Origin of the sequence: Sphingomonas sp. CFBP 13603, from assembly GCF_014892665.1 — a bacterium.
Classification (GTDB): Bacteria; Pseudomonadota; Alphaproteobacteria; order Sphingomonadales; family Sphingomonadaceae; genus Sphingomonas.
This window is the reverse complement of record NZ_JADBIA010000013.1, coordinates 1-24136: the sequence shown is the minus strand read 5'-3', so window position 1 is coordinate 24136 and position 24136 is coordinate 1. Positions and strand designations below refer to the sequence as shown.

Sequence of the window (24136 nt, the reverse complement as noted above, 5' to 3'; positions counted from 1 at the left end):
GATGACCAACATCGATCGCCGTACCGCTGCGCTGATGACGCTGCTCTCTCCGCTGGCGGCGGGTGCGGCCGGCGCACAGACGGCGTCCGCCAGGCTTAAACCTGCGCCGATGGCGCCGCCCATGAACCACGCGATGCCCGGCAACAGCGGCGACGGCATCCACTGGATAGGCGACGAACAGATCGCGATGCTCATGTACCCCGGCATGACCGTCATGGACCTGATCGGGCCACAGTCGATGTTCGCATCAATGATGGGCGCCAAGGTCATGCTGGTCGCGAAAGCGCTCGAACCGGTGACCAGCGACGCGGGCGTGACAATCACGCCGCACGCCACCTTCGACACCTGTTCGCGGGACTTGACGGTGCTGTTCGCGCCGGGCGGCACCGACGGGACGATCTCTGCGGCTCGGGGTCCCGCGACCATTGCATTCATGGCCGATCGCGGTGCCCGCGCGAGATACGTCACCAGCGTCTGCTCAGGTTCGCTGATCCTCGGCAAGGCCGGATTGCTGAAGGGGTACAAGGCCACCTCGCACTGGTCGTGCCGCAACGCGCTGGCGGGTTTCGGCGCGATCCCGACCGACGCGCGTGTCGTGCGCGACCGCAACCGCATCACCGGCGCGGGAGTGACGTCGGGGCTCGATTTCGGGCCGACGATGATCGCCGAACTGCGCGACCGGACCTACGCCGAATGCACCCAGCTGATGAGCGAATATGATCCGCAGCCACCCTTCAACGCCGGCACGCTCAAGACCGCGCGTCCCGAGGTGAAGGCGCCGATGATCGAACTGATCGCCGGATTCAGGAAACAGGCCGAGGCCCTCGCCGCCAACGGCTGAACCCGCAGATCGACGAAGTAACGAATTAAGGGGAAGACTGAAGTGAAGACGATAATGCTCACTATGCCAGGCGTGATGTTGGGTCTGGCGCTCGCCTATCCCGCCACCGCACAGACGGATACCGCAAGGACGGCCGCGACGGGGCCGGTAGAGGGCGATACGCGCTTCACCATCGGCGATATCGTCGTGACCGCGCCCAGCATGGCGCGCTCGACCGAGAATGTGCTGACGTCGGTCGACGTACTCGGCGGCAACATCGTCCAGCGCCAGTCGGTCGACAACACCTGGGAGCTGTTCGCGCGGCTGCCGGGTGTCGTGCTGACCGACTTTAACCAGGGCACCACCTCGGGCCGCTTCTCGATCCGCGGCTTCAATGGCGAAGGCGAGATCAACGCGGTCAAGCTGCTGATCGACGGCGTCCCGACCAACGACAATGCCGGCGGCATGACCGGGATCGACATGGTCTCGCCGCTCGACATCGCCGGGATCGAACTGGTCCGCGGCACCTCCGATCCGCGCTGGGGCCTGCATAATATCGCGGGCAACGCGAACATCCTGACGCGGATCGGTGGTAGCTACCTCGACGCGCGGGCCATCGCGGGCGCGTTCGGGACGATCGACGGTCAGGTCTCCGCGGGTCTGGAACGCGGCCAGTTTAGCCAGAACTACCTGGTCAGCTACCGACGCACCGATGCGTTTCGCGACCATGCCGATCTCGACCGGCTCAATCTTGCGGCCAAATGGTTCTACGACTTCGGATCGACGCGGCTCGGCGCGATCGTCCGCCATTCGAACGCGACCGCCGAGGAGCCAGGCTACCTGACCGATGCCGATGCCTATACGAACCGACGACGCTCCTACGCGGTTTCGGAAACCGATGGCGGCAAGCGCCGGCTCGGACAGTACAGCGTGCACCTCGATTCCGACCTCACCGACGATCTCGCGCTGAGTGCCAAGGGCTATGCCAACTCTTTGCGCGACGACCGCTACGTCCGCTTCTCGGCGAACGTCGCGCAACAGCGCCGGCTGACCGAGGAATGGCAATATGGCGGCACGCTCGCGCTGCATTACCACGCCAGCGACGCACTGATGATAGAGGCGGGCGGCGACGTGCAGGTGCAGGACAACAAGAGCCTGCGCTGGCTGACCAACCGGCGTATCCTCAGCAGCCAGACGCGAGACCAGAAATTCGGCCTCACCGTGTACGGCGGGTATCTGCAGGCGGTGATCGAACCGACCGACTGGCTGAAGATCACGCCCGCATGGCGGCTTGACCGGGTCGAGGGGGATTTCACCAACCGGCTCGCGGGCACGACGGCGCCGATCAACGATTACGGCACGATCAGCCAGCCCAAGCTGAGCGTCGCGATCATGCCCAAGCGCGGCGTCACGGTGTACGGCAATTACGGCCGGACCTTCCAGATCGGTGCCGGCTCGGGTGCGTATCGGGTGGCGCCCCGCGTCGTCGATGTCGCGGCGTCGATCAACGAGGGGTTCGAGGGCGGCGTTAAACTGACGCGCGGTCGCTGGCTGGAAGCACGCGTCGCACTGTGGCAGCAGACCGCGAGCGGCGAACTGAAGCGTCGCTTGAACGACCCGTCGGGCGATTTCGACAATCTCGGCAAGACGCGCAGGCGCGGCGTCGATTTCCAGCTCGACGTGAAGCCGGTGCGCGGCGTTGCGCTCTGGGGCAGTTACTCGCACCAGACCGCACGGATCGTGACGCCCGATCCGGCGACGCCGTCGCAGGCGGGCAACGCGATCGACCATGTCCCGCAGAACGTCTTTTCGGGCGGGCTGGACCTAACCCCGGATCCGAACTTGCGCGTATCGTTCTGGGGTAACGGACAGTCGAGTTATGAACTGAACCCGGCGAACACGCAGGGGCGCTATGGCGATTATGTCGTGCTGAACGCGGAACTCGCTTACAAGGTGACACCGCAGCTCGAACTGTCGGCGCAGCTGAAGAACCTCACGAACGATCATTACGAATATGTCTGGTACGACGGCACGCAGCGGCTTCACGCGCCGGCGGACCCGCGCTCCCTGTTCGGCGCAGTGCGGTTGAACTTCTAAAATGGCGACGCGTCCTTCGCTGCGCGTGACGATGCGGCGCGTCCACCTGTGGCTCGGGCTGACGATCGGCGTGCTGTTCGCGTTTGCCGGGCTGACCGGCAGCCTGCTGGTGTTCTACCCGGAAATCGACGCTGTGCTCAGCCCAGCACTGCGCGCGGTGCCCACGGGAGCACGCCCGGCGTCGTGGCAGGCGGTGGTCGATACGCTCCACCGCGAGCATCCGGCGCGCACCGGCGCGTGGCGGATCGAGGTGTCGGGGGAGGGCGGCGCGATTCCCGTCCGGTACTACACACCGAAGGAAACGACCGGACGCGCCTTTGCGCCGCTGCTTGCCTGGGTCGATCCGGTGCGTTTGACGACGATCCGGACCGGCTTCTGGGGTGATACGCTGGTCACCTGGATCTACGATCTCCACTACCGCCTGTTGCTGGAGGAGCCCGGCGGGATCGCGATGGGGATTGCCGGGATCGTCATGCTGGTGCTGCTGGCGAGCGGTATATGGGCGTGGTGGCCGCGAGCAGGGGGCTGGTGGCGCGCGTTGCGGTTCAAGACGCACGCCCTGCCGATCCGGCGACTATACGACTGGCACAAGCTGACCGGCCTTGCCGGACTGATCCTGTTGCTGGTCGTGACCGCGACGGGAGTGATGCTCGACCTGCCCGACCAGACCAGGCCGATCATCGCCAGCGTCTCGCCGCTTTACCAGACACCCAAGCCGGCCGTGATGCTCGGAAGCACCCGCTTGACCATCGACGCGCTGATCATGCGTGCACGTCGGCGCTTTCCCGACGGTGCGCTGGCCTGGATCGAAACGCCGGCGACCCCCACAGGGGCCGTCCGTATCAATCTCGCCCGCCCCGGCGAGCCGAGCCGACGCTTCCCGCGCACCAATGTCTGGTTCGATCCCCATGATGGTCGCATCCTTGCCGTGCGTGACGGCCGTGCGGAGAGTGGCGGCGACACGGTGCTAAACTGGCTCCACCCGCTGCATGGCGGTGAGGCGTTCGGGCTCACCGGCCGGCTGCTCGCGCTGGTCGCGGGTATACTGCCCACGATCCTGTTCACGACCGGTTTTATGCGCTGGTCGCGGCGCCGCAACAATTCGGAGCGTCGGACTCTGGCGAAGTTCGCAGGGCCGAACGAACGGCCGCGAGGCACATGAGAGTGATGTTCGCGTAGCTGACGGCGCACCCGTTATTTTTCGGCCGTAGGCAACATTGGCTACTTTCCTGAAGAGGTTGGTGAAAAGCCGGCGCTGCGGGAAGTGAGGTCGCTCGAGGATGGCCCGCACACGAAATACATCCGTGCCAGTGTGATATGCCATAACATACTGGCCCTCTGATCGAGGGTGTCGGGGATCAATCTTAGAAACCGATCTACAAACCGGATGAGACACTGCGCCGGTGCGGAAGATCCGCGTTGATCGGCAGCCCAGCTTGATTCAGAGATTCAGACTCCCGCGAATAAACACGGACCGGCCGTTGAATCCGAAGGGGGAAACGGCATTGTAAGGCTGGGTGCCGGCATTGTCGGCGCCATTGCTCCCGACCGCAACGCTAGAGACCGTTGAGGCGATATTCTCGTCCGGATAGATGTCGAAGACGTTCTGCGCTCCCACGCTCAGCCTCAGCGCACGGGTTGCCTGCCAGCCGACATCGATATCCGTCAGGATTTTGGCACCAAAGCGCTGGACGATGTCTGAGTTCGCCGCACTACCCGTCGAGGGAACCAAGCGAACGTCATAGCTCTGTACCAATGCTGCGACTTGGGCCGGCGTACGATTAAGCAACGCTACCGTCGCGACGCGCCCATACCGGGTGTTCGTGACGGACAACGTAAACGGTCCCCGCGCATAATTCAGATCCAGTGTGATCTTGTCGCGCGGTAGGCTGTCCGAAAAGCGAAGTTGCTGGGTGAGGTCAAAGAGTGGCGTGGTGATGCCCAGCGCCGCGATTGGCACCGGGGTGCCCGCGATCCTGTCGAACGTCGTCTTGTTATAATTTCCCGCAAGCGTGGCCGTGATCCGGCTTCCGTCCCCAAAGCGATGTCGGTAGTTCATGACCAGATCGATGCCCTTTGTCTCCGTGTCGACCGCGTTGGTCAGGAACGACAACGCAGCGAAGCCAGACTGCCCGTTGGCGGCCAGATAACTGGTCAGGCGAGCATCCTGAAAAGTCGATGAGATGGCGATGCGGTCACGCACCTTGATCCGGTAGGCATCGAGTGTCGTCGTGAAACCGCCGGCCTCGAAGACGACCCCGACAGACACGTTGCGTGACTGTTCAGGTTTCAGGTCAGTCGCGCCCGCTAGCCGCGCTGCAGGATTGTCGACTGCTGCCACTCGAACGATCGCTTGGGCGCCGTTGAGGATCAGCGTATTCGATGCGTTATAGCCGGACTGTGCCAGCGCAGGCGCACGAAAGCCGGTGTTGTAAGAGCCTCGCAGCGCCAGCCCGCCGATCAGACCGAGCCGCCCGGCACCCTTGAAATTTGTGGTACTGCCAAAGTCGGAATACCGTTCGTGCCTGGCCGCACCTGATAGCAGCAGACGGCCGAAAAACTGCTTTTCTACTTCGCCATACATCGCGACGCTATTGCGAGCGATCGACGCACGATCATCGGGCCCGTTGCTTGGTCCAGGTTGCGAACCAATCGGCCCCGGACGACCGGCATTAGGGCCATCCGGGATCAATACCCCGCCATTGCGATAACCATCGGGCGCCCCCGAGAAAAGACGGTAGGCTTCCTCGCGATACTCGGTGCCGAACGCCAGTCTTGCCGGCTGATCGTCACCGACCGGGATCTCTCGCGTGAAATCGAGGTTCGAGGTCCATTGATAGAAGTCGCTACCGCCCCGGTAAAAGCGCGACGGGGAGGCAGCCCCCAAGGACACGTTAACGCTGTCGACGTAAGTCGTGCGGACGGTGCTGACGCCATAGACGGTCGACAGGTCCCAACCGAACCCTGCCAGATCATCTCCACGCAGACCGATCGCGGTGGAAATGTTCTCCAGCCTGGTGTCGAGGCCTGGGCTGTAACCGTCCGGGTAGAGCGCGAGTACCGTCTCGTCCTGTCCAGGACGGCGGAAGAAATACTGGATGTCGCCATCAAGGCGATTGTAGCCACCGAAGCTGTAGAATTCGGTGCCCCCTGGCAGGGGCGCGACGAGGTTGTAGAAGAGCTGGTAGTTTCGGTTTGGCTGGTCGCCCTGCTGGAATACGTTCCGGTCGAACCCGGCTTCCCTCGGGTCGAGCGTCCCGTTCGATGGTGTCAGTCCAACACCGGAGCCATAGTTGCCAGAGGGCGCGACTGGCCGACCAGCGGCGTTCGTTCCGAAATACTGCTGCCGCGTATCCGCCCGCGCACGATTGGTGCCATCCCGGTGTTGGTAAGCCGCGGTCAGGCGCAGAACGCCGTTCGCTCCGAGCGGGATGCCTGTGGAGGCACTTGCCTCGTAGGTGTCGCCGTCGCCCTTCGTAGTCTGCACATAGCCCGCCTGCGCGATGGTGCCGAGCGAGCGGTCGAGGATCATGTTGATCACCCCCGAGATCGCGTCCGAGCCGTATTGGGCGGCAGCACCATCGCGCAGCACTTCGATTCTCGACATGGCAAGGGTCGGAATGGCATTGAAATCAACCGCGACGTCGCCGCGACCGATGCCGTTGCTCGAATTGAGGTCGGCCGTGGTGTGGCGACGTTTGCCATTGATCAGCACGAGCAGTTCGCCGGCCCCTAGTCCGCGCAGGGAAGGTGGCTGGATGAAATCGCCGACACCTGATGCCAGCGGTCGCGGGGCGCTGAAGCTCGGCACCTAAACTGCAGCATCTGGATGAGATCGACACGCCCACTCTGTTGCAGCGCCTCACGCGATATGGCGTCCACTGGCGTCGACGATTGCGTTGTCGTGCGGCCGCCAAAACGACTGCCCGTAACGACGATCTCCCGGGCCTCATCATTGTCTTCGACTGCGTCGGCTTCCCGAACGACCTCCTGCGCAAACCCAGGCATCGGCATCGCAGCTGTGGCGGCAAGCGCTATCGCAAATGAACGCATGTAGACCCCTTGAGTGATGTTATACTATTATGTTGCTTAGGCTGCCGATGGCCGTGTTTTGATCAGCGAACAGCCTGATAGCTCCGGGTGAGCCGTCCACCGCCGTGAAGGGGTGGTTTCAGGGCCGGTCAGCGGCCTTGTTTGATCCACCGGCTGTATTCATGCGAGCGGTAAAGATCGGTGCCCGACCGAAGTCGACCCTGCCAAACGGCCGGTCGCGAAACAGATACCCGTAGTAGAAATTGCGCAGCCTGGCGTGGAAGGCACGCACTCGGTCCTGATATGCCAGCTGTGCGCGAACGTCGGTGTCAGCCAGCCGGGTCAGCAAAGCCTGTACTCCCACCGAAGGCAGCACCCACCCAAGCATGCGCGCAGCGGCATCGCGGCGTTCCAACCCGCTTCGATAGGCACGGACCTTGGTCGCGACGCTTTCGTCACCGACCTGATGGAAGGCGAAATACCATTTGTAATGGAAGGCCGACCCGAGCGGGGCAGAGTCCGCCCATTCGGGATGACCGGCATAGAAGCGGCGCATCGTCGTTTCGCGGGGAATGTCCCAGGCGCGGTTGACCATCTCGCGCTGGGCCAGCGCGATCTCTGCGCCCTGACCGATCGGCACGGCGCGGTTGATTGCGACGTGCGCCAGTGTCGGCAGGACGAGCACCAGTACAAGCCAGCACGCTGCGAGCGTTGCAGCGTTTGCAACCGAGCTCCAGCGGAGCCTCGCGACCAGTGCGGCGAGTGCCATCCAAAACAGGAGGTAAGCGAGGATCACGGAGAGAACCGCAAAGATCGCTGCGTCCCCGACACCGGACGCTACCGCGGCAACGAGGAAGGGCACGGCAAGCGCCGCCCATAACAGCGCGACACGCAGCAGCATACGTCGGCGGAGCAGCTTTGCGCCACCCCGCGGTAGAGCATCCAGCATCCGCAGCCGCCCCGCCTCGCGTTCTCCGGACGTCAGATCATGGAACAACGCGACCACGAATAACGGCGCGAGGAAGACGAGGACGAACGCAAAATCGAACCGGCCCGGCAGAGCGAGTTCAGGATTGAAGACATCGCCGTCATAGATCTGCGCTTCCAGCCCCAACGCCCGGACTCGCAGGATGTAGGGCGAGACGTCGCGCATCCCGAGTGCGGCGAAGGCCAACGGGGACGGTGCGTCCCAGGTTGGGTGGAAGCTGTAATAGCCCGCACTGCCCGCGTCCTTGGTCCGATCGACATAGTCGGCAACGGCCGCGATATCTTCGGATTGCGCGGCCGGGATTGCGGCGATCGCAGTGCGCTGCCGGGAGATTTCCACCATGCCTGCGGTGACGGCAGCGGCGGTGAGTATCGCCAGCAGGATCAGTGCCACGACACTTAGTCGCGCACGGAGCAACAGGCGTAGTTCAGCCATCCATAAGGTCATTGACGGGCTCCCAGACGACGGGTCACCCGTGTGAGCAGCAGCGTGGCGACTGCCAGCCACAGTCCCAGAATAGTGATCCCGGGCAGCGCCGCGGCCGCAAGCGCCGAGGCGCTTGGCGCAACGAAGGCGAAATCAGGCATATGTTGCCAATTGTCCGCTGCGATCCGCTTGCGGCGATCGGCGCCCGCATCCTCCGCTATATCGTCGGCGTAGCTGACATTTCTCGCCTCCATCCGGTTGAGACGTTGCACGAGGGCGTAGCGATACGTCTCCGCCTGTTCGAGGAAACGGCGATGTCCGCCAAAGTCGGTGTCCGCCGCAGCCATCGACAGCGCGCGGATCGCGATCGTTGGGCTCAGCACACCGATCGCATCGACCAACCGGTTCTGAGCGGTCTGCGCTGCGAAGCTGGCACCTGCATAGCGATCGAACAGGCCGGACGTCAGCCGCTCCCCCTCCATTGCCAGCAGTCCCTTGTAGTTCACCGGCAGATCCTCGACCCGGGTTACGCCGTAGCGTTGCAGAACCGACTGCTTGAAGACCGCCAGATGCGGATCGTCGGGATTGTGACTGTCGCCCAGCTGGCGCAGGTCGCGCGCGATGGCGACATCGGTCTGAAGACGGTTCTGGAGCGGCACCGCGGCCCCCGCAATGTCGGGGGCGATGCGCGGCAGCAGCACGACCGCGACCGTCCATATTGCCAGCAGTGCAAGGAGGGCATCGCGCCCGCGCCGGGCAAAGCCCGACGCGAGCAGGATCAGGACGAGCCACAATGCAAGATACAGCGCATAGCCTAGCCCGATGGCTGCCATTGGCAACGCCAGCGTGCCGGGTTGCGCGACGATTGCGACAAAACCGACCATCGCCGGAAATCCGACGATCAAGGCCACGATCCCGAGCGCGGCAAGCTTGCCACGCACCAGCTGTCCGCGCGAGACACCCTGCAGCATCAGTAATCGCAGCGTCCCTCGCTCGGTCTCGCGCGCCAGTACGCCGAAGCCCAGGAAGATCAGCAGTAACGGCGCGACTACCTGGAGGACGAAGGCGGGGGTGAGTTGCCCAAAACGCACCAGCAGCGAGCTTTGCCGGACGTCGCCGAAATTGGCGCTGTTTTGGCGGTGGCCTTCGAGGAACATGCTGTTGCCCGTGAAGGCATCGACACCGGGATCGAACGCGGCCAACGCACCCAGCGGTCGATAGATGAAGGTGCCGTAATGGACCATGCGATGCGGGTGGCGATCGGGTTGAGCCTTGAACGCCGCAGCGGCCACCTGCTGATGCCGCGTGCGCAGCTCGGCGATGCCGCGTTGGTGCGACCATGAACTGAGCACCGCCGCCAGGGTCAGCACGACGAGCAGGACAAGCGCGATCACCGCGACGCGGTTGCGCGCCATCAACCGGAGTTCATCGCGCGCGATCAGGTGGGTCGCACTCACGCCGCACGGGTCCCCACGCCGACTTGGAACCGCGCGTGCAGGGCACGAATGTCGAACCGTTCGGACCCGGTGGCCGTGACATCTTCAACGATCCGGCCCTGTTCAAGGAAGGCGATACGGTCGGCGACATCGGCCGCGGATAATAGGTCGTGCGTGACCATGAGCACCGCGGTGCCGCGGTCGCGCACTTTCAGGAGCAGCGCGTTGAAGTCGGCGGTTGCGCGCGGGTCGAGACCAGAAGTCGGCTCGTCGAGCAGCAGCACCGGCACTTCGCGCAGCAGTGCCACTGCAATCGCGACCTTCTGCCGCATCCCCTTGGAGAAGCCGCCCAGCCGCTGGTCCCAAGCCCGGTCCTGCAACCCGGCAGCAGCCAGCGCGTCGGTGATCGTTCCCCGGTCCTGACGTTGATCCGCCAGTGCCAACAGGTAATCGGCATTCTCAACCGCGCTCAGATGCTCGTACAGCGCGACGTTTTCGGGGAGATAGGCAATGCGTCGGCGTGCCGCGTCAGCGTCAGCCCCTGGATCGATGCCGCAGACTGCGATCTGTCCCGCATCGGCGCGCACAAAGCCAAGCAGAGCGGACAAGGTGGTCGACTTGCCCGCTCCGTTGCCGCCCAGCAACGCCGTGATGCTGCTGGCAGGAACGGTAAGCGAAAGACCGTCGAGAACGCGATGGTTGCCGTAGGCAAGCGCCAGTTCGTGGATAGCGATAGGGTTACCGTTGTTATCGGGCATAGACCTCAATCTGTAAGCGACATGATATAGCGTATCATACGGCGTTGTTGCCGTGTTGCAACATTCCATGTTCCGAAAGGGAGCGGGTAGCGCGTGACACACAGTTCATCGCCGGAGGAGTTTGTACTCATAACGCTCGACTGCGAACCAACAGCGGGCATCATCGACGCCTCTTCGAGCGGCAGGCTAGACAACCACGATGTGACGCTTGGCGCTGCCGGTCGCGAAATTGCTGACTTGCTGCTGTCGCGCATTCACGCTTGCGACAGGGGGGTGGCCCCTCACTCGCATCTTGACGCGACGATGCTCATGCAACATATGATATTGCATGAAGCGAGACAGTAGATTGTCGGGCGTGTTGCACGTCCTCCTTCACATGGCCGAGGTGGAAGGGCCGGTGACATCTGAGACGATGGCCAAGGCGATGCAGACCAACCCGGTGGTCATTCGTCGCATTATGGCAGGCTTGCGCGATGCCGGCTTCGTTCGCTCGGAGAAGGGGCATGGCGGCGGTTGGACGATCGCCCGTGATCTTGCCTTCGTCACGTTGCGCGACGTCTACGGAGCTCTTGGCGAACCTGAGCTGTTCGCTATGGGCAACCGCACTGAAGCACCGGGCTGCCTGGTCGAACAGGCGGTCAACGGCGCGCTGAACGACGCTTTCCAAGATGCGAAAACGCTGCTGCTCGACCGCTTCAACGCGGTGACGCTCACCGAACTGAGTGCTGACTTCCACGCTCGGATGGTTGCCTGCGGCAAATCCGTCGATCTCGAAATCGTACATCGCGAATGACGCGAACGCCTCGCTCTTCGCCAGACCCAGTTTCAAGGGGAAATTCATGCCTGTTAACAATCGGATGTTCCTCGAAATGTTCTCCGATCGCGAGCGCATCGCGCACTACGCTGATGGTCCTCGGCGCTTCACACCCGGCATCGACGCGGTGCGTCGCATGACGGCGCTCTTGCTAGCCGAGCACGCGCCAGCCGACGCCCATGTGCTTGTGCTCGGTGCCGGTGGTGGGCTCGAACTAGAGGCATTGGCCCAGGCGCAAGCTGGCTGGCATTTTACGGGCGTCGACCCCGCCGGACCGATGCTTGATCTAGCGCGCGAAACAATGGGCGAGGATGCCGACCGCGCTCAACTGATCGAGGGCTATATCGATGCTGCGCCCACTGGCCCGTTCGATGCTGCAACCTGCCTCCTCACGCTTCATTTCCTCGATCGCAATGAGCGCGTACGTACACTGAGCGAGATGAACCGCCGCATGAAGCCGGGCGCCCCGCTAGTCGTGGTACATTCGAGTTTTCCACAGGACGAACCGTTCCGCACGCGCTGGCTTGCCCGCTATGCCGCGTATGCGGTCGCGTCCGGTGCTGAACCTGCTCAGACCGAACAGGCCCGCGCTGCGGTGGGTGCCAGCTTGGCTTTGCTTACACCTGACGAAGATGAGACCTGCTTGCGCGATGCAGGCTTCAAGGACGTGGAGCTTTTCTACGCTGCGTTCACCTGGCGGGGCTGGGTATCTCGCGCCTAGTTTTAGCGCGAGGGCGACATCTTATTCTGTTCTAAAGTGCAGAGGATAAGACGCAATATACCAGCACCGGTACGCCAACCAAAACGATCAAAAGTAAAAGGTTAAGCTCCATAAGTCGGCTTAGCCAATTTTTGGTTTCATTCCGCCTGTCTTCGGCATCTGCCTTAGAATAGCTTTCTAGGATTTCTAGATCGAATTTGTTCGAGAAAAAGCTTTGTGGCCTCATCCGCAGGAAAGGCTGAGGTGCTGGATTGGCAACTTGATGCAGACGGTCATCCTGACACAAATCATCGGATTTCGAGACTTGGTTTTCCACTACACGGTTTCCACTTATTCGAGATCATGGTCGCGCAGAACGCGTCCCAAAGGTCAGACCGAATAATGCCCGAACTCGAACGGCCGTAGCCGCGAGCTCGGGCTAAGCGCGTGCGGCGAGTTGGCCGGCGTGGTCGCGGAAACGCTTATGTGTCGCAGGAGCGTACATGTCAGTAACATCGGGGACCCATGTCCTAATGTCAACTCGTGCAAATCCATTCGCAATCCTATTGACCTTGACCGGCGACTCTCTAGCTTGAGGAAGCGGGCCGGGCCCCTCTGGCGGTCGTCTCAGGACGAACGTGATGTCGGACCGCATCGGGTTTTCTCGATGTCTAGGCCTGGCCTGTTTGCCTGCTTTCATCGGGACTGATCCGATCGTTCAATCGTTGGTTGGAGAGCGGCTTTGCCTATATTTTCTAACAAGTTGATCGAGTTGCATGCCAGGCTGGATGAGAAGATCTGCGTCGAGATGAAGCGACGCATGCCCGATACCTTGCGGCTATTTCGGCTGAAGCGGTTGCGTCTAGACGTGAAGGACCGCCTGCACGCACGCGCCATGCAGCCACAGTTCAGCTGAACCGACACGCTGAACCATCGTTGTAGGATCATCGTCCGTAAGGATTGGCTTCACCGATCAGAATGGATCGGGATGGCAAAAGGAGAGCGAAAATGGCCTATCTTCTAACCGCCGGCTTGGTGCTTGCTGCTACCGGTGCGGCCCTCGGCATGACTGTCGATCATCAGAACCAGGTGGATCACCGCAGCGGTCCGGTCGCCGTCAAATATCGCGGCGACGTGGTCATCACCCATAAGCAGGTGGGCGCGGTTGCACCTGGCGGAAGACCGTCGTCGCTACGCTGCGACTGGGCGGCGAGCATGTCAGTCGCGCGGCACGCGGTCGCGGCATCGGGTACCAGGCTGGTGCGCAGCATCGACAGCGAACCGGTGATTTCGGGCACCCGGCCCGGCTGGTGCGTTGCGAGCCATGGCGCGATCAAGAAGGAGGTCGCGACGAAGTCCGCGAACATGCAGCGGCATCTGGTAAAGCTGGCGCAGGAAGACGAGCACATGCTGCGCGTCGAGCTCGACCAGATCCACGGTCCGCAGCGCGCAGGATGATCCGGCGCGTTCGATTGGCGGGCGTGCTCGGTGCCGCAAGTTGCGGCCTGATCACGCCCGCGTTTGCAAAGGATGCCGGGTCGATAACCTTGGAGGTGATGAGCGACGAGGAACGGCGCGGGCTGAGCTGGAGTGAGGGACGTGCCGCGCTGGCAGGCGATATTCGCGTCTCGCGCGGCCGGCTCGATGCATCGGCGCGCGTGGTAACGCTTCGGAACAGCGTGCGACACGGTGGCGCCGATGCGGTCGTCGACCTTTCAGTGGGAACCGACTGGGATCTGGGCGCGGTGCGTATCCGCACCGACGCCACGGGCCACACATTCGCGGGCGCGCGAGGACGCATGGACTATGTCGAGGCCGGCGTATCGGCAAGCTATGCCTATGGTCCGCTCTACGCCACGGTCGGCGTGATCGGTGCCCCGTCGCAGCACGCGATCGGTGGTAGCAATGTGCATATCTATGCGAACGCCAATGCCGGTATTCCCGGTACGCCGCTGACTATGCTCGCCGAGATCGGCCACTCATCCGGCAGCGTCCGCGACCCCATCCGGGTCGAGCGTCTTCGTCCGGGCGGCAGTTACACCAACTGGCGATTGGGTTTCGAACATTGTCGCAACCGTCTGACGATTGGAGTCGATTATGTTGGGACTGACGTCTCCCACAAGGCCATTGCGATTAGGTTTGCCGATCGACGCAACGCCAGAGACCGAATTTTAGGGCGCGTCAAGGTTTCGTTCTGACGAATACCGCTGACAGCGGGTGCCAATTAACACTGATGTGTACACAAAATGCTTCGGCAGGACCGCCTGCACATGTTCAGAAGGCCGCCCCTCACAGGGCGGCCTTTCCATTGTCAGCCACTGATGGCTCGTTCTTTAGAGCTGGACGGCCCCGCCAGCGGGGCGCAATCATCCGGTTTGCCGTAAGCGGCGTATAACAATGAGACATTCGACCACCTCCTCTCAGTTGTTGAACGGATATAGAGGTGCTTGCCAAAGGTTCAAAAATCTTAGCGAGGTAGCGTCTTGCTCACGCTGAATGATTCATTGGCATTTGCGCAACGGTGCTCGCGTCCATGAGCACATATACCATTGTTATGTTTGTCGGCAGCGCGGGAATCGCGCTCTTCACAAAGAATTGAATTTTGGGAAAGCTGCTCGTGCTCGTTGGCAGCATCGGGCGTGTGCTAGCCCTTCATCGCATTACGGATTCTTTGGCCGGGTAGCTGATCAAGGTCCGATGATCCGGGATCGGACCAGCGGCAACAAGCGATCGATCGCCTGTCTGGCCGATGCGGTATCCTGTGCAAGCGAGCGAACGGTCAGCAGATCGCCATCGCGGATGATGATCGCCGTGGCCCCCGCACGGTCGCCTAGCGGATACCCGCTTACCCAACCCACAGCCGGCGCCACCTCCAGTGCCGTGACGGTGCATCGAGGGCTGCGCGCGCGACAGATCTGTTGCAGATCGGCGATGCTTGTCGTGCCCGACCGAACCCGTTCCTCCGTTCCATCCACCTGACGCCCCATCAGAACGTCAACGACCGGTGAGCCCACACAATCCGCGCAGAACAAGGTGACCCGCTGCGGTTCCTCTTTTGCCTCGAAGCCGGAGCCCAACGCCGTGGCAGCCGCCTGACCGACGCCCGTCAGATTTCTGGTTGCAAGTCCCTGTGCAGCCGCACCGGTCGCTAAGGCGATCATGCCGGCAAAGGCGACTGTGCCAAGTCGATGACGCATATTCTTGCTTTCCCCTCGCTCGCTCACGCATGCTCGAACGCGATGAGATTAGGTCTGAAGGCCGCGTGGTACCACCCCGGAGTTTCCCCGAAACTGTGGCGAACCCCTCGTGCAGCTTGGCACCGTGAAGGAGAAACGCCTTCGACAATAACCTGCCGGCAAGATCCGCTGCGGGTCGGCAACGGTCTGGTTGGCTTCCCGAAATCGAACGACGTTTGAGATGGGGAAAGCGTTCTCGGAATCGATCGTTTGCGGAAGCGTGTCCGGATAATGCATAGGATCTACACGCTCTGTGGTCTAACCCTACAAATACATCGCCGAAATCTGGAGGTCAGAGTCAGACCGGTTCATCGCCAACCCGATGCATCAGATGCTTGGACTAGACACCTAGACAGGAACGGGGGGACTGATGATTGGAAAGCCTTACATCGCAATGGTTATGCTTGCGGCATCATTCACTGGCAGCGCTCTAGAAGCGGGGGTCATGCCTGTGCCCACTTCGGTCAACGCACTCGGGGGATGTTGGGAGGGGCAGGGTACGGTGATGGGCAAAGCCGTCGCTATTGCGGTTAACGCCTATCCGATCGTCCAGGATGCGATGCTGGCTGTTGAAGCCGCAAGCATCGCGCTCGCCGATCCGCAGGACCAGTACGCGGCACACCTGATTTTTGGAGGAAGCGGCAAGCCGTCCGCAACCGAGGCTGACCCTATCGTTGGATATTGGGCGGACAGTTTTGGCGGAGCGTCCGCGGTAGCTGGACGCGGCGAAAGCAAGGCAGACGGGTTCGATATTACTTACCAATATCCGGACAAGGCCTACGTGAACCGCTGGCGCATGTTAGGCGACCGCCTCACTTGGCAGATTGCCATGCGGGACCGCAAAGCTGTTGAGAAGCCTTTCGCTAGTTATACGCTCTCCAAGACGGCCTGCCGACCGCTCGCAGGGGGCGGCTGACAGGGCGTGTAAGCCTTATACTGGTGTTTGGAAGTCTTTTGCATCGTCCAAACCGACATACCGCTCCCGACCATTCTTAATAACGATCGATTCCGAGAACGCCGATGCCGTCTCGACTGCCTTTCCTTTTAGGAACATCGGGCCAGGCGCTAGCGCTCCTTGCGGCGTTCAAGATCACCCAGTCGTGGACAACTTCATTAAGACTAGGCCGCTGACAATGAGCCCGGCGGCTAGAAGGCGCATCGCGGTCATAGCCTCGCCAAAGACCATGATGCCGACCACGAACGCGCCGATCGCGCCGATGCCGGTCCAAATTGTGTAAGCTGTTCCGAGCGGCAGAACCCGCATCGCTGACGCAAGAAGGCCAAAGCTGACCAACATGCCCACCCCAGTAATGATGCTTGGCCAGAGCCGTGTGAACCCATTAGAGTGCTTCATGGCCGAAGCCCAGACAATCTCGAACAAACCAGCAAACACGAGTGCAATCCACGCCACAGCAGTCTCCATCGGAGCTGCCGGGCCGTCCCGGACTTCTACCCCCGTATTGGGGTGGGAACGTTGTCGCCGCATATCTAAATAATTGTGCCCTAACGATATTTCAACGGCAGCTACCAGGCACGATGGAGAGTAGCGCCACCATTAGTTTCGTTAATCGGCAGGAACGGGGCCGCGCGCGTTCAGCGCAGAGCGGTATCGATGCTTATCCGGAACAACGGTGTAACGGTCGCTTTATACCGTCGTTACCGGGGAGAGCTTCATGATCCGCCGTCGCATTGCCGTACTGCTAGCCAGCGCATTCCTGCTGGCACCCGTTGCCCCTGTCATCGCCCAGAACACGGTCCGCTCAATCTCGGCGACCGACAAGGCGCAGGGCACTCAGGCTCATCCGCAACTGCTCGCGCAGTTCGGCGGTGTGTATAAGGGGCCGCAGGCCACATTCGTCGAACGCGTCGGCAAGCGCGTGGCGGTCCAGTCCGGCCTGTCGAATGCGGGCAGCGACTTCACCGTCACCCTGCTGGACTCCCCGGTCGAGAACGCCTTCGCCATCCCGGGTGGGTACATCTACGTCACCCGTCAGCTGCTTGCACTGATGACCTCGGAAGCGGAACTCGCTTCCGTGATGGGCCATGAGGTAGGCCATGTCGCCGCCCGCCACGCCGCCTCGCGCAATACACGTGCGACGATCGGTGGCCTACTCGCTCGTGGCGTCAGCCTGGCGACGAGAAGCGATCTCGCGACCCGCATCGCTGGCACGGGCGCGCAGCTGTACACGCTGAAATACGGACGTGATCAGGAATATCAGGCTGATGCGCTTGGCGTCCGCTACATTACCGCTGCGGGCTACTCGCCCTACGCCTCGGCCGACATCCTGGCGGCCCTCGATGAATCGACCGGGCTGACGGCGCAGGCCAGCGGCACCGCACGGTCTGCGCCGACATGGGCATCGACGCATCCAAATGGCGCCGATCGTGTGCAGCGCGCAGAGGCACTGGCGAAGGCCACCGGCAAGCCGGAGCTTGCAACCACCCAGGATACGGCGTTCCTCCGCATGCTCGATGGCCTGCCTTATGCCGACGGCAAGGAGGGTCGCAAGGTCATCCGGATCGTCACTGTTGGCGCAAGGGACACGATCGATACGTTGAGCCAGCGCATGGCAGTAGCCGACAGCAAGCGCGAACGCTTTATTGTCATCAATGGCCTTCCGGCTGACGAGCCACTGAAGCCTGGGACGCTCGTCAAGCTGGTCGTCGCTGCATAGAACCGCTACCGTAGGAAGCCGACCGGCCCTGTTGCGGCGATGTCGCTGGCAAATTCTGGCTGCAACCCTAACGTCCGTCGATGCTCATTCTCTACGCCCTGATGCTCGCCGCGATGCTCCAGCAGACCGCCGCGGAGACCGACCCTGCTGATGTCTCCGAGATCGATGTCATTAGCTGCCGCCTGGACGTTCCCAGTTACATGCGCTTCGCCATGGCGATCGATGGCGAGGAACAGCTCGCGCGGACGCGGGGATGGAAGAAGATCGCCTCGCCCAATTCGTTCATGGCCGAATATGACCTGCCGAAGCCGATTACCGTCGCGGGGTCATACAGCACGCGCCGGATCGCCTTTACCGGCGACGCCATCCTCGCGGTCCTCGACGTCGCGGACCCCGCCATCGTGGCGCGCGCCGAGAAGATCGACAACAGCATGTCGGCCCAGCCGATGATCGACGCGATGGTGGCCTCGGGAAGGGTGACCCGCGCCCAGGCGGAAGCCGAGTTCCCCTTTCGCAAGTTCCTGGGCGAGCGGATCATGACCGACGTCACCGAACCCGCCGGCAAGGACGGCTATGGCAGCCGCATGGTAGTCGCCCGAACGATCTCCAACGTCACCACGCACCCCGGCAAGACACTCTACGGCTGCGCATATCGGTTCGATATGCTGGACAAGGATGGGACATCGCTGTGAGACGGAACTGGCACCGCGCGACCGTCGTCTCGCTGGCACTGGTCGCGCCGCTGCCAGCGTATGCGCAACCCTCCGGCATGGACAGCTTCATCGGTACGCTGGCGATCGAGCGAGGCGAGGTCATCCTCACGCGGTGCGATCTGGCGGCGTCGCGCTACCTGCTGCGCGATGTGCCGGGAGCTCAAGCGGTCACCCGCTATCGCAAGGATCGCCGGCGCGCGTCTGCCGACGTGATGGGCAGCTATAGCAAGGAGGGTGATCGTAACATCCTGACCGTTGCCGAGTTTCTCGACTATCAACCGGGCAAGTCGTGTCACCTGAGCGACACACTGGATGCGCACGCTCCTGCCGATGCCCCCTCGGCGCAGGGCACGCCTGCCGACGAGCGTGCGGGCGACCACGCTACACCTGCCGCGCTCGTTGGCCATTATTACCTCATGGGTGTGATGGAGACCGGATCCGAGCTGTTGCTGCGGCCAGACGGCCAGTTCGACTGGGCGTTGAGTTACGGTGCGCTGGACCAGGAGGCGCAGGGCATGTGGCACGTCGAGCGCGACGAGGTCGTGCTCGTGGCGTCCGCACCAAGCGCGCAGAAGCCGCTCTTCTCCTATTTGTCCACCGCGCCGTGGGATGAGGAGACCGAAGACGAACGTCGGCGGTACCAGCGCAGTAAGATCGAGGCCACGATCCGCGCCAGCTGCCCGATCTTCCCCGAACCATTTGTCTCCGCGACGCCTTTGATGACCGCCGACAATGCCCCCGCGCCGTCCGCGACGATCCTTCAACAGCGCGCCGCCACGGCATTGCGCGCTGCGAACGCTGCCAGGAGGAATGCGGAGCTCCTGGCTGAACGACTGATGTCAGATGGTCCGCCGACCCCCGCAAAGCCAGCTGCCCCGCAGGTCCGGCAGGCATTGTCCGATTGGCAGGATGCGCGCGCGCTGGCGCTCCAGGCCACACGTGCGGCGGGCTTGCCGGAACCCACGCTAGCCGATCCGACACTGCCCGCCGCGTGCACCATGTCGCCAGCCGACGCGGCCGAAAGCGGTACCGCGCGACCCTCCCCCGGCGTGGCGATCAAGATTTTCGATCCCGCGTCGGACCTGCCCGCGCGCAACCTCCCCGTCACGATGCACTTTGCGAATGGCACTAAGGAGAAGCTGGTCACCGGCAGGAGCGGCTTCGCGTTCGCCCCGCGCGGCGCAACGACGAAGGCCGTCAGCGTTACCGTTCACACCGAGGCGCCGATCGCGGGTGACATGACGATCACCTTCGCACCGCTGCAACACGGGATCGTCCGGATCGGCTTCGATCGGCAGCAACTGATGGCGCGCCCGTTCGACACGTTGCACCTGCGCATCGCGGGTACCGCGCTGGTTATCGAGGGCGCCAAGGGACGGTACGAGCGCCAGCCGTAGAGCAAGATGGGGATGAGTTGACCCGCGCCCAGCTCCGTCCGTGCTGAGCCAGTCGAAGACAGCGGACAACGCTTTTAACGCCTCGCAATGTTGCAAAACGGCAGGATCTCCACTCCATGTTCAACCCGAATGACCGACGATTTGAACGGGATTGTGCCGTCTACTCGGATCGGGCTATTGGGGGCGGTACGTAGAACGGACCCAGATATACGCTAAGCGCCGACCGGTCTGCGCAGGCGGCGCAAAACACCTGTTTGTCGCACAATGGTGATTACGACTGGGTTTTCCACATATCGGGCCGCTGAATGCCGACAATGGGACGGAAAGCGGACTGGCTGCTTTAGAGAAGGCGGGTGCGCTCCACTACCTGGTGCACTTCCATTTCGTCGCAGCAGGATGCCTTTACGCCTGGGTCATTGCAGGCCCCGATCCGGCGCCGCATCGGCCTTCCGTGCCTGCCCGCCTGATAGTGCTGGGGGTCGCCGTCGTGATCCACTCGATCATGTCGCAGCTGCTCTACGCCGGACTGTTCGTCGCCATATCCTTGCCGGCTGAACAGCTTCGCCGCGGTGCCGAGCTGATGTATTATGGTGCCGATATTACTGAAATGCTGCTCGCCTTCGCCATGGTCAGTACGTGGCGGCCAACTCGCCGGAATGGGTCTGCGATCCGGCATGTTCTCGGTCAAAATCGAAGCCCGGCTTAACCGAGACCGGTAGGACGAAGCGTTTACTGCGTGTCGGCTGGTCAGCTTTCTCCAAACAACTCACGTTGCGCCTTGTCCAGTTCCTCTGCGTAGCGGCGTCGCGCATAGCTCTCGGAGAGGATGCCGAGAACTGCCCCGTCGCTTCCAACTACCGCCAGTTCGTCCGCACCTTCGGTATCGAACGTAGTCATGACGCTTCTGATGTCTGCATCCGGCGTAAGGGCGAGACCCGTGTGGATCGCCAGCGACCCGATCGGTGCCTTCTGATCGACCTCTTCGGCAAATGCACTGGCAGTCTGTACGATACCGCCATAATTTTCGTGGTCGTCGACTAGTAGGACGCGACTTGTGGAACCAAGCGGAAACGCCCGACGAAACTCGGCGATCGTCGTGTTGCACGGCGTAGCCCTTTCGACACGTCGCATCATCTTGCCCGCTGTAAGCGTTCTGACCCAGCCGACATCGCGGGCGCTTTTGATGGTTTCGCCCCGGAGATGCAGGCGCCACGTAGAGAAGGAATAGCCGAACAGCTCGCGGACGATGGTGGACGAGACCAGCGATGCTGCAATGGCCGCGCCGGCAAGGGAGAAGTCGTGGGTCGCCTCAAGGACTAGCATCGCCATCGTCATCGGCCCGCCAACTACGGCGACCGCTAATGCGGCCATCCCCACCAGGGCCGCATTGTGCGGGTCGATCACAGGCGATCCGACCATCCATTCGAGTGAACCAGCAAACAGGTGACCCAGCAGGCTGCCCAAGAACAAGGATGCGAAGAACAGGCCACCGCGGAAGCCAAAGCCAAGTGAGATGATGGAGGCCGCGCACTTGACGACGAAGATGGCGGCGAGGAAGCGCAGCGATACCTCGGCTTCAAGATTGAGGTGGAGGGCGCCGTGACCAGCAGAGAGAATTTGCGGCGTGAGCATCGCCAGAGGGATGAGCAGAAGACCGCCCAATATCGGCCGGCAAATCGAGGGTATCGGCAGCTTGCGTGTAGCTGCTTCCATCTCCGCAACAGCCCGCATCAGCAGTATACCAGCGCCAGCGGCGCAGGCCCCAAGCCCGGCGTAGAGAAGGTAGTGGAACGTCTCGATCTGTTCGCCTGCATTAGCCGCAACCAGATACGGTTGAGCACCAAACGCCTGCGCCACAAGGACACTCGCCAGGCACGCCGCAGCGACAGGTGCCAGCGCTGATATCGTATAGGCTCCGATTACGATCTCGAAGGCATAGAAGGCCCCAGCTAATGGAGCCCCGAATGCACCTGCGATAGCGGCGCCCGTTCCGGCGCCGACCAAGATGCGCAGATCGGACCTGCGTAACGCAAACCAGTTGCCGCTGAGCGAGGCGACGAGCCCTCCCAACTGCGCATACGCCGCCTCAAGCCCCACAGACGCACCGAAGCCGTTGGAAAGGATCGTTTGCCCGGAGATAACGAGGCTGTCGGACCATGACATGCGACCACCATGAAGGGCGTTCGCCTCTACAGCGTCGACCATCCGGCGCCGGCGAGCATGAGTAACCCAAGAGAAGAGTGCGAGGACGGCTCCACCAGCCGGCAGGGCAAGTAGAGCAAGGTAAGGGATCGTCGTGGCCGCACTCAGCCTTTCATCTGGCGACAAGGCATAAAGCAGATGCTGCATCGTCTGTGCGAGCGTGCCCTGGACGACACTGAGCAATCCGGCTGCACTGCCGATCATGATGGCCAGCACGATGAGTGCAGCTTCGCTGGATCGAAAAGCTTTACGGAGCCACGATGGCGCCACCCGACCAGATCCAGGTGGACCAGCGGCGCTATCGATCAGTGGCGCTGAAGCCATGTCAGTCGGCGTCCTGCATCAAGGTTGCAAACAGGGCTGCGGCGAGAACGGCGCTCGAAAGCCACATCACAATCGACAGCGTCCAAGACGTTGCCAGTCCAGCTACCGTGATTGTTGCAAGCAGTAGGACGATGAGAACGGGCATGGCTGCCCGCGAGTGGAAAAAACGCATGAAGCCGCCTACGCCTGCTACATCTGCGGTGCCACAACCTTCCGAGCCGCCCGGTACGCTTCCCCGCCACGGACGCCATTCAGTATCTTCGAACGCCTGCAGCTTGGCCATGCTGCCCATCAACAGTTCCCGGCGATCAGTGCAGTGGCCAAGTCCACATCACTAGAGGCGTACCAACCAAGACCACCAGAACCGATAGTGGTGCGCCCAGCCGGGCGTAATCGCTGAAGCGGTAGCCCCCAGGACCAAAAACCAGGGTGTTACACTGATGCCCAATCGGCGTCAGAAAATCGCATCCTGCCCCGATAGCGGTCGCGATGAGGAACGCTTCGGGGCGATATCCGAGGTCATGCGCGAACACCGCCGCGATCGGCGCCATCACCAAGACCGTCGCGGCATTGTTGAGAAACGGCGTCACAGCCATCGCCGCTACGAGGATCAGGGCGACCGCGCCCCATGGCGGCAAGGAGGCCGCCAGATGGGCAAGCGAGGTCGCGAGTACATCCGACGCGCCGGTGGTGCGCAGGGTTTCACTGACCGGAATGAGCGCGCCCAGCATGATGAGAATTGGCCATTCGACGCCATCATAGGCATCTCGCAGCGGTAGCGCTCCGGTCGTCATCATTAGACCGGCAGCGGCGAAGAAGGCGACGGCCACAGGCACATAGCCGGTCGCGGTTACGGTCATTGCCACCGCAAGGATGATAAGTGGTAAGAAGCGACGCTTCGAACTCCCCAGACGCAGGGCACGCTCTGCCAGCGGCAGCGTACCGAGGTCACGCATGCGTTCCGGCAAGAGTGTGAGGGGTCCTTGAAGAACAATGACATCGCCGGCGCGCAAGACGGTCTCGCTGAGCTGCTTGGTCAGCCGTTTGCCGGCGCGCGATACCGCGATGAGATTGACGCCATAGCGTTGCTGAAGCCGCAGTCGTCCAGCGGACTGGCGGACCAACACGGAGCCGGTGGTGATGACCGCCTCAATGACGCCAACCTCATCATCTTCGCTGCCTTCCGGTAGGTCACGATGCTGTCCGGCAAGTGCTAGGTGGTCACCCGCAATGACACGCTCAAGCGTATCCGGGTCACCGCCCAAGATCAGCGTGTCGCCGGCAGCCAGAAGGAACTCGGCCGTAATGCTCGTGCGCACATCGTCACGGACAACATTGGCGATCGTCACCTCATTATCATGACGGTCGATGAAGGACTCAACCGTTTCGCCGACAGCGGGCGATCCGTCTTCGATGGTCGCCTCAGTGACATAGTCCGTGATGTTTAGGGTCAGGACCCATTGATGTGAGAGGCGCGATCTGATTCAGGCTCCGTGAGGAGAGCGTGGATGAGCGACC

Annotated in this window: 22 protein-coding genes; 13 read left to right on the top strand and 9 right to left on the bottom strand. The window is 62.2% G+C overall.

Translation table 11 applies throughout. The annotated features are described in order from the left end of the window. The first annotated feature begins 1 nt into the window (after window position 1). Genes IFR23_RS17040 through IFR23_RS17030 form a run of 3 tightly spaced genes read left to right on the top strand, consistent with a single transcriptional unit; the run spans window position 2 to window position 4079 of the window. Entirely contained in the window at window positions 2–841 is an 840-nt protein-coding gene (locus IFR23_RS17040; RefSeq protein ID WP_192239524.1) for a DJ-1/PfpI family protein, read from the top strand. 42 nt (window positions 842–883) lie between these two features. After that, window positions 884–2917 carry a TonB-dependent receptor gene (locus IFR23_RS17035; protein ID WP_342344990.1) on the top strand — a complete coding sequence of 678 codons (2034 nt, stop codon included), beginning with the start codon at window positions 884–886 and terminating at the stop codon, window positions 2915–2917. Between the two features lies 1 nt (window position 2918). Then, a complete protein-coding gene (locus IFR23_RS17030; RefSeq protein ID WP_197978508.1) occupies window positions 2919–4079 on the top strand; it encodes a PepSY-associated TM helix domain-containing protein in 1161 nt (386 codons plus the stop codon). Between the two features lie 279 nt (window positions 4080–4358). Here the strand turns inward: IFR23_RS17030 and IFR23_RS17025 are convergent, their stop codons facing one another. The 4 genes from IFR23_RS17025 to IFR23_RS17010 form a co-directional block, all read right to left on the bottom strand. Next, window positions 4359–6728 carry a TonB-dependent receptor domain-containing protein gene (locus IFR23_RS17025; RefSeq protein ID WP_197978507.1) on the bottom strand — a complete coding sequence of 790 codons (2370 nt, stop codon included), beginning with the start codon at window positions 6726–6728 and terminating at the stop codon, window positions 4359–4361. A 360-nt stretch (window positions 6729–7088) separates the two neighbouring features. Next, a complete protein-coding gene (locus IFR23_RS17020; protein WP_192976907.1) occupies window positions 7089–8384 on the bottom strand; it encodes a DUF3526 domain-containing protein in 1296 nt (431 codons plus the stop codon). Continuing rightward, the gene (locus IFR23_RS17015; protein ID WP_192976906.1) at window positions 8381–9820 is read right to left on the bottom strand and encodes a DUF3526 domain-containing protein; all 1440 of its coding nucleotides are present in this window, start codon (window positions 9818–9820) and stop codon (window positions 8381–8383) included. The genes IFR23_RS17020 and IFR23_RS17015 overlap by 4 nt, the downstream gene beginning before the upstream one ends. Beyond that, on the bottom strand, window positions 9817–10557 hold the full coding sequence (locus IFR23_RS17010) for an ABC transporter ATP-binding protein (protein ID WP_192239373.1): 741 nt from the start codon (window positions 10555–10557) through the stop codon (window positions 9817–9819). Before IFR23_RS17010 ends, IFR23_RS17015 begins: the two co-directional genes overlap by 4 nt. Window positions 10558–10885: 328 nt before the next feature. Here IFR23_RS17010 and IFR23_RS17005 point away from each other — a divergent pair, with 328 nt between their 5' ends. The 5 genes from IFR23_RS17005 to IFR23_RS16985 all read left to right on the top strand — a co-directional run bounded on the left by IFR23_RS17005 (window position 10886) and on the right by IFR23_RS16985 (window position 14269). Further along, window positions 10886–11350: an Rrf2 family transcriptional regulator gene (locus IFR23_RS17005; RefSeq protein WP_192239374.1), complete on the top strand. Its 465-nt coding sequence runs from the start codon at window positions 10886–10888 to the stop codon at window positions 11348–11350. Then, entirely contained in the window at window positions 11280–12092 is an 813-nt protein-coding gene (locus IFR23_RS17000; protein WP_342344989.1) for a class I SAM-dependent methyltransferase, read from the top strand. The genes IFR23_RS17005 and IFR23_RS17000 overlap by 71 nt, the downstream gene beginning before the upstream one ends. Before the next feature lie 742 nt (window positions 12093–12834). After that, window positions 12835–12987, top strand: coding sequence for a DUF465 domain-containing protein (locus IFR23_RS16995; RefSeq protein WP_244647478.1), 153 nt, complete (start codon window positions 12835–12837; stop codon window positions 12985–12987). A gap of 92 nt (window positions 12988–13079) precedes the next feature. Then, window positions 13080–13529 (top strand): hypothetical protein, encoded by a 450-nt coding sequence (locus tag IFR23_RS16990; RefSeq protein ID WP_192239377.1) that lies wholly within the window; start codon window positions 13080–13082, stop codon window positions 13527–13529. Next, on the top strand, window positions 13526–14269 hold the full coding sequence (locus IFR23_RS16985; RefSeq protein WP_192976905.1) for a TorF family putative porin: 744 nt from the start codon (window positions 13526–13528) through the stop codon (window positions 14267–14269). The genes IFR23_RS16990 and IFR23_RS16985 overlap by 4 nt, the downstream gene beginning before the upstream one ends. Window positions 14270–14758: 489 nt before the next feature. On the opposite strand, the gene IFR23_RS16980 is transcribed toward IFR23_RS16985, so the two are convergent. Further along, window positions 14759–15268 carry a hypothetical protein gene (locus IFR23_RS16980; RefSeq protein WP_192976904.1) on the bottom strand — a complete coding sequence of 170 codons (510 nt, stop codon included), beginning with the start codon at window positions 15266–15268 and terminating at the stop codon, window positions 14759–14761. 544 nt (window positions 15269–15812) lie between these two features. Here IFR23_RS16980 and IFR23_RS16975 point away from each other — a divergent pair. Beyond that, window positions 15813–16223 (top strand): hypothetical protein, encoded by a 411-nt coding sequence (locus IFR23_RS16975; RefSeq protein WP_244647479.1) that lies wholly within the window; start codon window positions 15813–15815, stop codon window positions 16221–16223. A 174-nt stretch (window positions 16224–16397) separates the two neighbouring features. Here the strand turns inward: IFR23_RS16975 and IFR23_RS16970 are convergent, their stop codons facing one another. Beyond that, a complete protein-coding gene (locus IFR23_RS16970; protein WP_192239381.1) occupies window positions 16398–16718 on the bottom strand; it encodes an SMR family transporter in 321 nt (106 codons plus the stop codon). 262 nt (window positions 16719–16980) lie between these two features. Here IFR23_RS16970 and IFR23_RS16965 point away from each other — a divergent pair, with 262 nt between their 5' ends. The 4 genes from IFR23_RS16965 (at window position 16981) to IFR23_RS16950 (ending at window position 20798) form a co-directional block, all read left to right on the top strand. Further along, the gene (locus tag IFR23_RS16965) at window positions 16981–17982 is read left to right on the top strand and encodes a M48 family metalloprotease (RefSeq protein WP_192239382.1); all 1002 of its coding nucleotides are present in this window, start codon (window positions 16981–16983) and stop codon (window positions 17980–17982) included. 80 nt (window positions 17983–18062) lie between these two features. After that, window positions 18063–18674, top strand: a complete 612-nt coding sequence (locus IFR23_RS16960) for a hypothetical protein (RefSeq protein ID WP_192976903.1) — start codon at window positions 18063–18065, stop codon at window positions 18672–18674. After that, entirely contained in the window at window positions 18671–20092 is a 1422-nt protein-coding gene (locus tag IFR23_RS16955; RefSeq protein ID WP_192976970.1) for a hypothetical protein, read from the top strand. Before IFR23_RS16960 ends, IFR23_RS16955 begins: the two co-directional genes overlap by 4 nt. 277 nt (window positions 20093–20369) lie before the next feature. Beyond that, window positions 20370–20798: a cytochrome c oxidase assembly protein gene (locus tag IFR23_RS16950; RefSeq protein ID WP_192976962.1), complete on the top strand. Its 429-nt coding sequence runs from the start codon at window positions 20370–20372 to the stop codon at window positions 20796–20798. 41 nt (window positions 20799–20839) lie between these two features. Here the strand turns inward: IFR23_RS16950 and IFR23_RS16945 are convergent, their stop codons facing one another. The 3 genes from IFR23_RS16945 to IFR23_RS16935 all read right to left on the bottom strand — a co-directional run bounded on the left by IFR23_RS16945 (window position 20840) and on the right by IFR23_RS16935 (window position 24060). Next, window positions 20840–22498, bottom strand: coding sequence for a chloride channel protein (locus IFR23_RS16945; protein ID WP_244655757.1), 1659 nt, complete (start codon window positions 22496–22498; stop codon window positions 20840–20842). A 121-nt stretch (window positions 22499–22619) separates the two neighbouring features. Next, window positions 22620–22910 (bottom strand): hypothetical protein, encoded by a 291-nt coding sequence (locus IFR23_RS16940; protein WP_192976901.1) that lies wholly within the window; start codon window positions 22908–22910, stop codon window positions 22620–22622. A 16-nt stretch (window positions 22911–22926) separates the two neighbouring features. Next, on the bottom strand, window positions 22927–24060 hold the full coding sequence (locus IFR23_RS16935) for an SLC13 family permease (RefSeq protein WP_342344995.1): 1134 nt from the start codon (window positions 24058–24060) through the stop codon (window positions 22927–22929). Between the last annotated feature and the right edge of the window lie 76 nt (window positions 24061–24136).

Coding starts and splice junctions, on each gene's coding strand:
- IFR23_RS17040 (WP_192239524.1), top strand. CDS start 2: ATGACCAACATCGATCGCCGTACCGCTGCGCTGATGACGCTGCTCTCT.
- IFR23_RS17030 (WP_197978508.1), top strand. CDS start 2,919: ATGGCGACGCGTCCTTCGCTGCGCGTGACGATGCGGCGCGTCCACCTG.
- IFR23_RS17020 (WP_192976907.1), bottom strand. CDS start 8,384: ATGACCTTATGGATGGCTGAACTACGCCTGTTGCTCCGTGCGCGACTA.
- IFR23_RS17010 (WP_192239373.1), bottom strand. CDS start 10,557: ATGCCCGATAACAACGGTAACCCTATCGCTATCCACGAACTGGCGCTT.
- IFR23_RS17005 (WP_192239374.1), top strand. CDS start 10,886: ATGAAGCGAGACAGTAGATTGTCGGGCGTGTTGCACGTCCTCCTTCAC.
- IFR23_RS16990 (WP_192239377.1), top strand. CDS start 13,080: ATGGCCTATCTTCTAACCGCCGGCTTGGTGCTTGCTGCTACCGGTGCG.
- IFR23_RS16985 (WP_192976905.1), top strand. CDS start 13,526: ATGATCCGGCGCGTTCGATTGGCGGGCGTGCTCGGTGCCGCAAGTTGC.
- IFR23_RS16980 (WP_192976904.1), bottom strand. CDS start 15,268: ATGCGTCATCGACTTGGCACAGTCGCCTTTGCCGGCATGATCGCCTTA.
- IFR23_RS16975 (WP_244647479.1), top strand. CDS start 15,813: ATGGGCAAAGCCGTCGCTATTGCGGTTAACGCCTATCCGATCGTCCAG.
- IFR23_RS16965 (WP_192239382.1), top strand. CDS start 16,981: ATGATCCGCCGTCGCATTGCCGTACTGCTAGCCAGCGCATTCCTGCTG.
- IFR23_RS16960 (WP_192976903.1), top strand. CDS start 18,063: ATGCTCATTCTCTACGCCCTGATGCTCGCCGCGATGCTCCAGCAGACC.
- IFR23_RS16945 (WP_244655757.1), bottom strand. CDS start 22,498: ATGATCGGCAGTGCAGCCGGATTGCTCAGTGTCGTCCAGGGCACGCTC.
- IFR23_RS16940 (WP_192976901.1), bottom strand. CDS start 22,910: ATGGGCAGCATGGCCAAGCTGCAGGCGTTCGAAGATACTGAATGGCGT.